Below are 10,214 nucleotides of genomic sequence, written 5' to 3'. Positions count from 1 at the left end.
TACCCCTCACGGCTAGATTGGATTTAAAATGTTGATAAGATGTGTCTAGCTTTAATTTGATTCATCTTTATTCCAAAGAGAAACTAGATGGCGGTGGTTATACCGAATTTAGTCATTGTAAGTAGCCAGTTTAAAATTAGGGGGGCAAATGTCTGACTCCAGATACTATCTAGCCGTGAAGGGTATCCTGACCATGTTCAGTGGTGCCCACCACGTTCCAATCATTGTCAGGATGCCCCGGTAGGCGGAATCAGAATGCACATTATAAGTTATGTTTCGCTGACCGCACATCCTTTTTTTAGCTGCCTAAATATGCGATAATAGGACTTAATATCATGAGAACGTCTGTTCAGATAAAAGGAGGAATTAGTGGTGAGTTTACAATTTGTATTAGGTCCGGCCAAGGTGGATCACCGGCAAACGATGATTGATCAATTAGTGCAAACACTGACGGCTAAACCACAGGATCAGTTTTTTTACTTAGTGCCTAATCATATCAAGTTTGATACCGAAGTTGACGTCTTAAATCGCCTAGCACAAGCGTTCAATCAATCTGATTTGTATGCGCAGAGCCAAGTCCAAATCTTGTCGTTTACCCGGCTAGCTTGGTACTTAATGAAGAATGACGCGGCTTACCAAGTACCGAGGTTGTCCGCTGCCGGTATTGATATGTTACTTTACCGCATCCTGCAGCGGCACGCGGATGAGCTACGTTTGTTTGGTGGTGAAATCGGCCAGACTGGTTTCATTACGCAGTTAGCACGTGAAATCAACGAGCTGCAAACTGCTAATCTCCAACCCGAAGACGTCGTGCAATTAGCTGCCAACGCCATGGCTGGTGATTTGCAGGCTAAGCTACATGATTTAGCGATTGTGTATACCGATTTTATTGAAGCTACGGCGGGTAAGGATCTGAAGCCCGCAGATGTATTAGCCCAATTGAATGCTTATTTGCGGCATCAAGACTTACACGGAACGCACGTTTACTTAGAACTGGCTGGGTTTGCTCAACTACCAGCTCAGGAACAAGGAATCGTTACGACGATGCTTGAACGGGGCGCTGACGTCACGGTTAGTCTAATGCTTGATCAAAAAGTGGTCACGCAGGCACCAGAAAATGGGACGTTGTTCTATCAATCCGGTCGACTTTACTACCGGTTATACCAGTATGCTCAGATTCGTAAGATTCCCGTATTAAACGATTTGCATGCGACAACGCTCAGAGTTGCTCCAGGACTAGCAGCGTTAGATGATTTTTGGCGCGGACATCCACAAGCGGCAACTGGTCAGGAAGCAACTAATCGCAATGTCCATCTCTTGAGAGCAGATAGCCGGCAAAATGAATTGGCCCAAGTTAGCCGTATGATTCGGGCGATGGTCGCTAAGAAGCACACTGATCCAGCCGAAGACTATCACTACCGCGATTTCTTGATCATGACGCGCCACTTGGATCACTACCAAACGATGTTGGCACCAACGTTGCACCAACAAGAAATTCCGTATTTCGTTGATTTGCAACGTTCGATGGCTGACCATCCGTTGGTTGAACTGATTGGTGCGCTATTTGATCTGGAGGCGCAACACTATCAGTATCGTGATGTGATGCGTCTTTTGAAGACGGAACTATTACTACCGACAATTGATGGTCAACCGATGGATCGGCAGGCTTATCGGCAAGCAGTTGACTTGACGGAAAACTTCATCTTGAAGAGTGGTTATACTGGTAATCGCTGGCTAGAATCAAAAGACTGGCAGTATTTTCAATTAACGGCAGGCGATGCGGGTGTTGAGACGGATCAAAATGCTGAAATTTCGCGGCAAATCAATCTAATCCACCATTTTGTAGCGAACCTATTTCCACCATTTTTCAAGAAATTAGCTCAGGCATCGGATGGCCGCAGTGCGGCCACGGTGCTGGTTAATTTCTTGAATCAAAGTGGTGTGACGCAGCAGTTACTCGCTTGGCGTGATCAGGCCTTGGATCAACAGGACGTCGCTGCGGCAGCAGAACCTGAACAGACTTGGCAAACGTTCTGTGGGATGCTGGATGAGTACGTGACGATTTTAGGCGATGATGAGTTTATTGCACCTGATTTCTTAGCACTATTACAAGCAGGCTTTGAAGGCGCAAGCTATTCCCAGATTCCATCAACGCTAGATCAAGTCTTGATTTCGGAAAGCGGAATGGTTCAGAGTCAGGATCGTAAAGTGGTCTTCATGATTGGTGCAACCGACTTAGTAATGCCGGATCGCATCATGACCAATAATTTACTGAGTGATGTCGATAAAGAAAATCTGCAAACGGGATTAAGTGAATTAGATGGCGATCATTACCTCAATGATTCTGCAGTTGTTCAACTAGGAGACGAAAGTTGCTTGAATTACTTGGCCTTTTTGAGTGCTAAGGAGCAGCTGTTCTTTAGTGCACCGTTAAAAGATGATCAGGAATCGGACTTGAATTGGTCTAACTATATTATTCGCATTCAACAACAATTTAAATTGCCAACCCACACTTATCTTGGTACGCCTGATCCAACTAGTTCGGATGCAGGTCCCTTTGTGGGTACGAAACGACGAACAATCAGTCACGTGATTCAGGTTTATCGTGATGTGTTAACAACTAATACTGATCCTAATCGGGTGGGCGAACCATTACGGCCGGCACCAGTCTGGGTATGGCTACGTCAACAGTTGACTCATGACGCTCAGTTTGGCGCATTAGCACAGAAATTATTAGCAGGATTGAGTTATCGCAATCAACCAGTAACACTGACAGCGGATAGTGTGGAATCTTTATACGGACATCAAATCTACACGTCAATTTCTAAGCTGGAAGAATTTTATCGTAATCAGTACGCTTATTTCTTGAAGTACGGCTTGAAATTGCGGGAGCGTGACGTCTTTGAATTGTCAGCTGCCAGTACCGGTGAATTCTTCCATGCGGTTTTAGATGGCTTGATTAAAGTGTTACGGCAAGACCAAATTCCATTAGCGCAGGCCAGTGATCAGCAGTTGGGACAGTACTTAGAGGCGGTGACGCAACAAGTACTGGATCAACCACAGTTCATGATCTTAGCCAGTTCGAATCGGATGGCGTATTTGCAACGGCAACTGATCAATACGGTTCGCCAGATTGCTTTTGCCATTCGGAACCAGAGTCAGTTATCGGCGGCGGAACCTAAGCATACCGAAGTCTTATTTGGGAACGTCGGTAAGGAACATGGCTTGAAGGCCCTTGATTTTCAGATTGATGCTACTCATAGCGTGCACGTTCGTGGGAAGATTGATCGCCTAGACCAAATTCAGGTTGCTGATCAGAGTTATTTGGGTATTGTGGATTACAAATCGTCGCAACATAAATTTGATTTCCAAGAAGCTTACTACGGGTTAGCGATGCAGATGCTGACTTATTTGGATGCCGTGTTGCATAATGAACGCGAACTGGTTGGCAACGACCAAGACGCCGTCAAACTGGCTGGGGCACTCTACATGCACATCCAAAATCCAACTTTACAACCTAAAGATATTAAGGGCGGCTTTGAAGCAGCCTTATTGAAGAAGAACAAGTATAAGGGCATTTTACTGGATGATCCTAAGCTACTAGAACATCTGGATAGTGATCTGCAACAGGCGACGGGTGCTTCCAAAGTTTACCCATTTAGTCGTAAAAAAGATGGTGCGTACAGCGGTGGTCGGGCAGCCTCATTAGTGACGAATGATCAATTGGAACGACTGTTGGCACATAATAGCCAGTTGATTGTGGCGGCTGCCGAAGCAATCTTTGCCGGGCAGGTCGACTTGAACCCGATTCGATTGAATGATAAGACCACGGCGCTACAGTATTCGCCATATCTATCGATTATGCAATTTGACGCGATGCTGGCTGAAAATTCTTATCGGGATTTACCACCATTGTCATCGCAACAAGTCTTAGACCTGTTAAAGGATCAGAAAGGGGGCGCGCTTCATGAGTAAGACGAAATATACGGCAAGTCAACAGGCTGTCATTGAGCAGAGTGGCAACAACTTGTTGGTTTCTGCTTCGGCCGGTTCAGGAAAGACGACCGTCTTGATTGAACGCATCATGCGTAAAATCCTTGCTGGGACGAATATTGACCAGTTGCTAGTTGTGACGTTTACGAACTTAGCTGCTAAGCATATGAAACAAAAGCTGGAATCTCAGATCAACAAACGGATTTCAAAATTACTCAAGGATAATCCTGATCAGACGACCGCGTCACCGGTGATTCGCCAGTTGCGTCAACAATTGAACTTGTTAGGTGTGGCCAATATCAGCACGCTAGATGCGTTCTGTTTACGTGTAATCCAACGGTATTACTATGTTATTGACTTGGATCCAGTGTTCCGATTATTGACGGATAATACTGAAGGCTTACTGATTCGTGATCAGGTCTGGGATACGGTTCGTGAACAACTCTACGCTGACGATGGTGAAGTCTTTGATCTATTAACGGCTAATTTCTCCAATGACCGCAGCGACGATGGTTTGAGCCGGTTGATTTTCCGGTTGTTTGATTTTTCGCAGTCGACGCCTGATCCAGATGCTTGGTTACAAGGACTAGCGGCACCGTATCACGTGACGGGGACGAACCTGACTGCAAGTGATTTCTATCAACAGCAGTTATTGCCATTATTGACTGATGAAGTTGCAGCAATGCAGGCACAGTTAGTGCAAGCCCAGACCATTACGGAGACGCAGGAACTTGAACCCAAGACGGGGGAGGTGCTGACGATTGCGCAGCAGTTGCTTGCAACTTTGCATGAGCAATTGGGCACCGCCAGTTGGAACGAGTTGCGTAGTCAGGTCGCTGATTTTAAGGTTGGACGGTTAAAGAAGACCTATAAAGATGAACCCGAACGAACGGCTCAGGCTAAGGCCATGGGTACGTTGGTTGATAACGTTAAGAAACGGATGACGGCCCTCAGTACGACCTATTTTGCGGCTGATGAACAGCAGGTCTTAGACATCATGACGGGTTCTAAAGCGATTGTGCAGGAATTGGTGCATGCCTCCCAGTTATTTAGTACGGCTTTCGCTGCAGAAAAACGGCGGCGTCACGTTCTAGACTTCTCTGACTTGGAACATCTAAGTTTACAGATTTTGACAAGCGATGACGAAAGCGGCCAGGGTGCGTTGCAACAATTACGTGCTCAGTTTGAAGAAGTGATGGTCGATGAATATCAAGATATTAATAGTTTGCAGGAAACGATTTTGCAGTTGCTTGCGCGTAAAGAACCCGGCAACATGTTCATGGTGGGTGATGTTAAGCAGTCGATCTACCAGTTCCGATTGGCAGATCCCTTACTATTTTTGCAAAAGTATCATAATTTTGGCACTAATCCAGAGCATGGTGACCGGATTGTGTTGGCGGAAAACTTCCGCTCGGTTGAGAATGTCGATCGACTGACTAACCTGATTTTCAGCCAGTTGATGGATGAGCCGGTCGGTCAGATCGATTATGATGAGGCGGCTTATTTAAAATACGGTCCTAAAGACTATCCTGCAGATATGCCGCAAACGACGAACCTATTGTTGTATCAAACTGGAACTGAAGAAGCTTCGGACGTTGATGTAACGCTTGATGACATGTCAGCTGAAGATGATTTTGCGATTGATGATCCAGCGGTCGGGAGTATCACAATGGTTGCTCAGAAGATTCTCGAACTGCGGGCACAGGACAAGCCGATTTTTGAACGTAACGGCGATCACGGTGAGTACCGGCCATTCCGATACAGTGATGTGGCGTTATTAGTACCAACGCGTAATCATAACTTAACGATTATCGACGTCTTCAAACGGTATCATATTCCAGTTGTGGTCAACGATGCGCAGAACTATTTTCAAACGACTGAAATTAGAATCATGATGGCGTTACTCAGCATCATCGATAATCCGTATCAGGATATTCCATTAGTAGCGGTGCTACGGTCACCAATCGTTGGGTTGGATGAAAACCAGTTAGTTTTCTTACGTATTCAAAATAAGACGAGTGACTATTTCCAAGCAATCCAGGACTTTTACCGCCATTATCCTACGTCGAAACCGACTGAATATGGGAATACGGTCTATGCTAAGATTGAGACTTTTCTCAATCAGTTAACAACTTTCCGGGATTTAGCACGACGCAACCAAATCGTGACGCTGATCTGGCGAATCTATGAAACCACTGGCTTTTTAGACTACGTTGGTGGGATGCCCGCTGGTAAGCAACGGCAAGCTAATTTACATGCACTGTACGAACGGGCGTATGCCTATGAACAGGGCAGCTTTAAGGGCCTTTTCCAATTCGTACGTTTCATTAAACGAATGCAGGAAAAGGATCAGGATTTGGCTTCCGCTGTGTCAGAAACGGATGCCGAAGCGGTCAGTGTGATGACGATTCATGGTAGTAAAGGACTCGAATATCCGGTTATCTTTGTCATGGATACCGACAAACGTTTTAACCAGATGGATACCCGCTCAAGCGCGTTATTAGACCGGCAAGCGGGAATTGGGATTACTTATTTGGATCCTGAAACTCGGGTTAAATATCCAACCTTGCCGCAAGTGATCACGAAGCAAGTTGTTAGTAAAAAGCTGCGAGCTGAGGAAATGCGCAAACTGTACGTTGCAATCACGCGGGCGCAGCAACAGCTGTTCTTGGTCGGAACAATCAAGGATATTGATTCGGCAACCAAGAAGTGGCGGCAGAGCTTTGCGAGTGAGGGACGGGTGCTTACCGCCCAGTCACGAATCGGCGCGACTAACCAGTTAGACTGGATTGGGATGTCGTTGATGCGGCATTCCGCGATGAAGGATTACTGGGCGGATGAGTGGCCTAATTACGAATTGCCCGGTGATGAACTGCCTAAAGTGGCTATTGAATTGGGTGACGCAACGACGATTGTTCAGGATCAACCACAAGCTGAGTCAGAGACACAACTTGATGCGGTCCAAACAGTTGAACAACACGTTGATGTGGCGGTGGATCAGTTAACAAAACAACGGTTAACTGAACTACTGAATTTACATTACACGCACCAAACATCAACCACGACCACGGCTTATCAGTCAGTATCGGAAGTCAAACGAATCTTTGAAGATCCAGATACGGCTCAGATGAATGATAATCCGACTGTCAGCAAGCAAAAGGCACGTCCAACTAGCCGTTTTGTGACTGGGAGCCTCGATTTGCCGCAATTCCTGCAGACAGCGCAGTCACCAACTAGTGCAGAAGTCGGGAGTGCGACCCACTTAGTCTTAGAACAGCTTGATTTGAGCCAGCCGATTGATGCTGCTGCGGTCCAAGCAACCATCGCTGAACTAGTGGCGAAGCAAGTCTTGACGCAAAATGTGGCGGAATTAATCGATGGTGAGGCTGTAGTCGGCTTTTATCACAGTGAACTGGGTGAGCGGATTTTGAGTGATCCAAGTAAAGTTCACCGTGAAGTGCCGTTTTCACTGTTATTACCGGCACAACAGATTTTTGATGTCGATGATCAGGAAGATGGCAAAGTCTTGATTCATGGGATTATTGATGGTTATTTGGAAACAGAGACCGGCTTAATTTTATTCGACTACAAGACCGACCGTGTTCGTAAACCTGCAGATTTAGGGGAGCGTTACGCGGGACAAGTTAAGTTGTACGCGGCTGCGCTACAGTCCATGTATCAGCGACCAGTTGAACAACGTTACTTGTATTCATTACCGCAACACGTGTTTGTAGCGGTTGATTAGATAATATTAGTGGCAAGATTTAAAAACGGGGTCCTTCAGAAGGATTAAGATTCTGAAGGACCCCGTTTTTAATGTTGTATTAGTGGCGAACTGTCTTGTACTAGAAAGCTGTTATAACAATATTTGGTAGGCATTCCGCTGATCAGTAGCGTCATTGTCCATATAGACGATACCACGATAGTCGAAGCCAGTTTTAGTGATAATGTATTGCATGCGTTTATTCAATAGATGGGTGTCGATACGAACCTGACGGAAGCCTAGTTGGTAGCTGATGGTGAGCAGGTTGCTGAAATAAAAATCAGTTAAGTGCTGGCCATGGTAGCCACTGGCGATCGCAATCCGGTGAATCGACGTGTAAGGTGTGGTCGCTTGTTCCCAACTGCCATGATAGATTTGAGCATAGTTGGGGTCGGGGGTGGTTAAGAGGGCGGCGGTGCCAGCAAGTTTGCCATCTACGATTAGGACCCAAGCAAGCTGGGCATCAATATCAGCCTGAATATCACTAGCTTCGGGATAGCCATCCTGCCATTGGGGAATATTATCGGCAGCTAGTGCTTGTTTACCTTGTTCAATAACAGCCATCATTGCGGGCAAATCAGCGTTAACGGCCTGACGAATATATTTTGACATTACGTATCACTTACTCTCTTTTAGATGCTCATATTATAAGCTAATTTGATAGGTCGGACAAATCGAGAACAGAATGCTACTTTTTTATGGCGGTAAGCTTTATAATCATACTTATTAACAGACGGGAGTGACTCAGATGAAAGTTTTTGTAATTGGTGCCCACGGTCAGATCGGTAAGAAAATTGTTTCCAAGTTAGTTGCCCAAGGTGATCAAGTGTACGCCGGTGTTCGGCAACCTGAACAGGCAGAAGCCTTTGAAGATGCTGGTGCTCAACCAGTTCAATTCAACTTAATGGCGCAACCAGCTGATTTAGCCTTAGCGTTTGAAGGCATGGATGCAATTGTTTTTGCAGCGGGTTCTGGTGGTCAGACGGGTTACGATATGACCCTGATGATTGACTTGGACGGAGCGGTTAAGTCAATGCAAGCAGCTGAACTCGCTAACGTTAAACGTTACGTGATTATCAGTGCCGAATTTACGGCTGATCGTAGTCGCTGGCCACGTGCCTTACAACCTTACTACGTTGCGAAGTATTACGCTGACGAATGGTTGAAGACCCGGACCGAGTTAGATTACACGATTTTACAACCTGGGACTTTAATCAATGATGCTGGAACTGGTAAAGTGACGGTTGATCCTGGTGTTGGTGGTGAAATCACCCGTGATGATGTCGCGGCTTTCACGGTTCAAACGTTGAAGACGCCAACGACAATTGGTAAGACGATTGCGTTAATCAATGGTGATACACCGATTGAAACGGCTGTTAAAGCTGATTAATAAAAAATGATCTCCATTAAATAATTAATCTGTACGGACTAATTATTTAATGGAGATTTTTTAGGCCTGTTAGTAGCATTTTGCGAAACATTGGTTTCAAAGAACAGATTACAGCTGTGTTATTGGGAGCCTTATCAATTTTTTTGATAACCTTAAGGCTGTTTGACTATACGATTCTTTACGACTATCGTAAAATTATCTTAATAGAAGGGCCGTTGAAAATCATGGCGTTTGGAGAATTAGTCATTATTTTAGTAGTTGTGGGGATTGTTGCGGGTATCGTTAGCACGGCTGCTGGGTTAGCGTCACTAGTATCATACCCCGTGTTATTGGCATTGGGGTTGCCACCAGTTACGGCTAACGTGACCAACACGGTTGGGTTAGCCTTTACGAGTTTTGGTGCGGTTCCCGCATCACGCAAAGAATTGCGAGGACATGGTCGTGAGTTACGGGCACTAATTCCACTAACGCTGATTGGGAGTATCGTTGGTGCAATCCTATTATTCGTGATCCCAGCTGCGACTTTTGCCAAAGTTGTGCCATTCTTCATTTTAGTTGCGGGAGTCCTAGTTCTAGTTCCACGGCGGATTCACGTCAGCCAACCTGGTGAGAGTGCTAAGCCAGCACGATGGGTAACTGCTTTGTCTTGGCTAGGAATCTTTCTTGTTGGAACGTACACTGGCTACTTTGGTGCGGCCGGTGGCGTGTTGATGTTGGCGATTCTCTCGTTTACGAGTGATACACCATTTACTGTTTACAATGCCCAGAAGAACTTGGCGTTGGGACTAGCTAACATCGTTTCCGCAGTGGTTTATGCGTTACAGACTCCGATTAAATGGCACTATGTGATTCCATTAGGGATCGGATTCTTAATCGGCGGTAGTCTTGGACCACGGATCGTCCGGCATTTACCAGCGCGTTTACTCACAATTGTGATTGGAATTGGGGCGCTCGGTTTAGCAGCAAGCTTGTTTAAGTCAGCATATGGCTTGTAGTGGTATTGCGTCTATAATAGTCAAAATAAAAGATCTCACGAAAAAAATGAAGTGCAACAAAAAAGTTAGACAA

At 45.6% G+C, this 10,214-nt stretch carries 5 protein-coding genes; 4 read left to right on the top strand and 1 reads right to left on the bottom strand.

Going from position 1 to position 10,214, the window contains the following annotated elements:
• Nucleotides 1-372 precede the first annotated feature (372 nt).
• Entirely contained in the window at nucleotides 373-3,975 is a 3,603-nt protein-coding gene (locus ACG95_RS09925) for a PD-(D/E)XK nuclease family protein (protein WP_048000354.1), read from the top strand.
• Nucleotides 3,968-7,738, top strand: coding sequence for a helicase-exonuclease AddAB subunit AddA (gene addA, locus ACG95_RS09920; RefSeq protein ID WP_048000353.1), 3,771 nt, complete (start codon nucleotides 3,968-3,970; stop codon nucleotides 7,736-7,738). Before ACG95_RS09925 ends, addA begins: the two co-directional genes overlap by 8 nt.
• Nucleotides 7,739-7,849: 111 nt before the next feature.
• Here the strand turns inward: addA and ACG95_RS09915 are convergent, their stop codons facing one another.
• A complete protein-coding gene (locus ACG95_RS09915; RefSeq protein WP_048000352.1) occupies nucleotides 7,850-8,368 on the bottom strand; it encodes a GNAT family N-acetyltransferase in 519 nt (172 codons plus the stop codon).
• Nucleotides 8,369-8,504: 136 nt separating this feature from the next.
• Between ACG95_RS09915 and ACG95_RS09910 the strand changes: the two genes are divergently transcribed.
• Nucleotides 8,505-9,146, top strand: a complete 642-nt coding sequence (locus ACG95_RS09910) for an SDR family oxidoreductase (protein WP_048000351.1) — start codon at nucleotides 8,505-8,507, stop codon at nucleotides 9,144-9,146.
• 221 nt (nucleotides 9,147-9,367) lie between these two features.
• Nucleotides 9,368-10,141, top strand: coding sequence for a sulfite exporter TauE/SafE family protein (locus ACG95_RS09905; protein WP_152668328.1), 774 nt, complete (start codon nucleotides 9,368-9,370; stop codon nucleotides 10,139-10,141).
• Nucleotides 10,142-10,214 lie beyond the last annotated feature (73 nt).

Source organism: Lactiplantibacillus herbarum (genome assembly GCF_001039045.1).
Taxonomy (GTDB): Bacteria; Bacillota; Bacilli; order Lactobacillales; family Lactobacillaceae; genus Lactiplantibacillus; species Lactiplantibacillus herbarum.
Note: the sequence above shows the minus strand (reverse complement) of the source record. Positions and strands in the feature narration are given on the sequence as shown.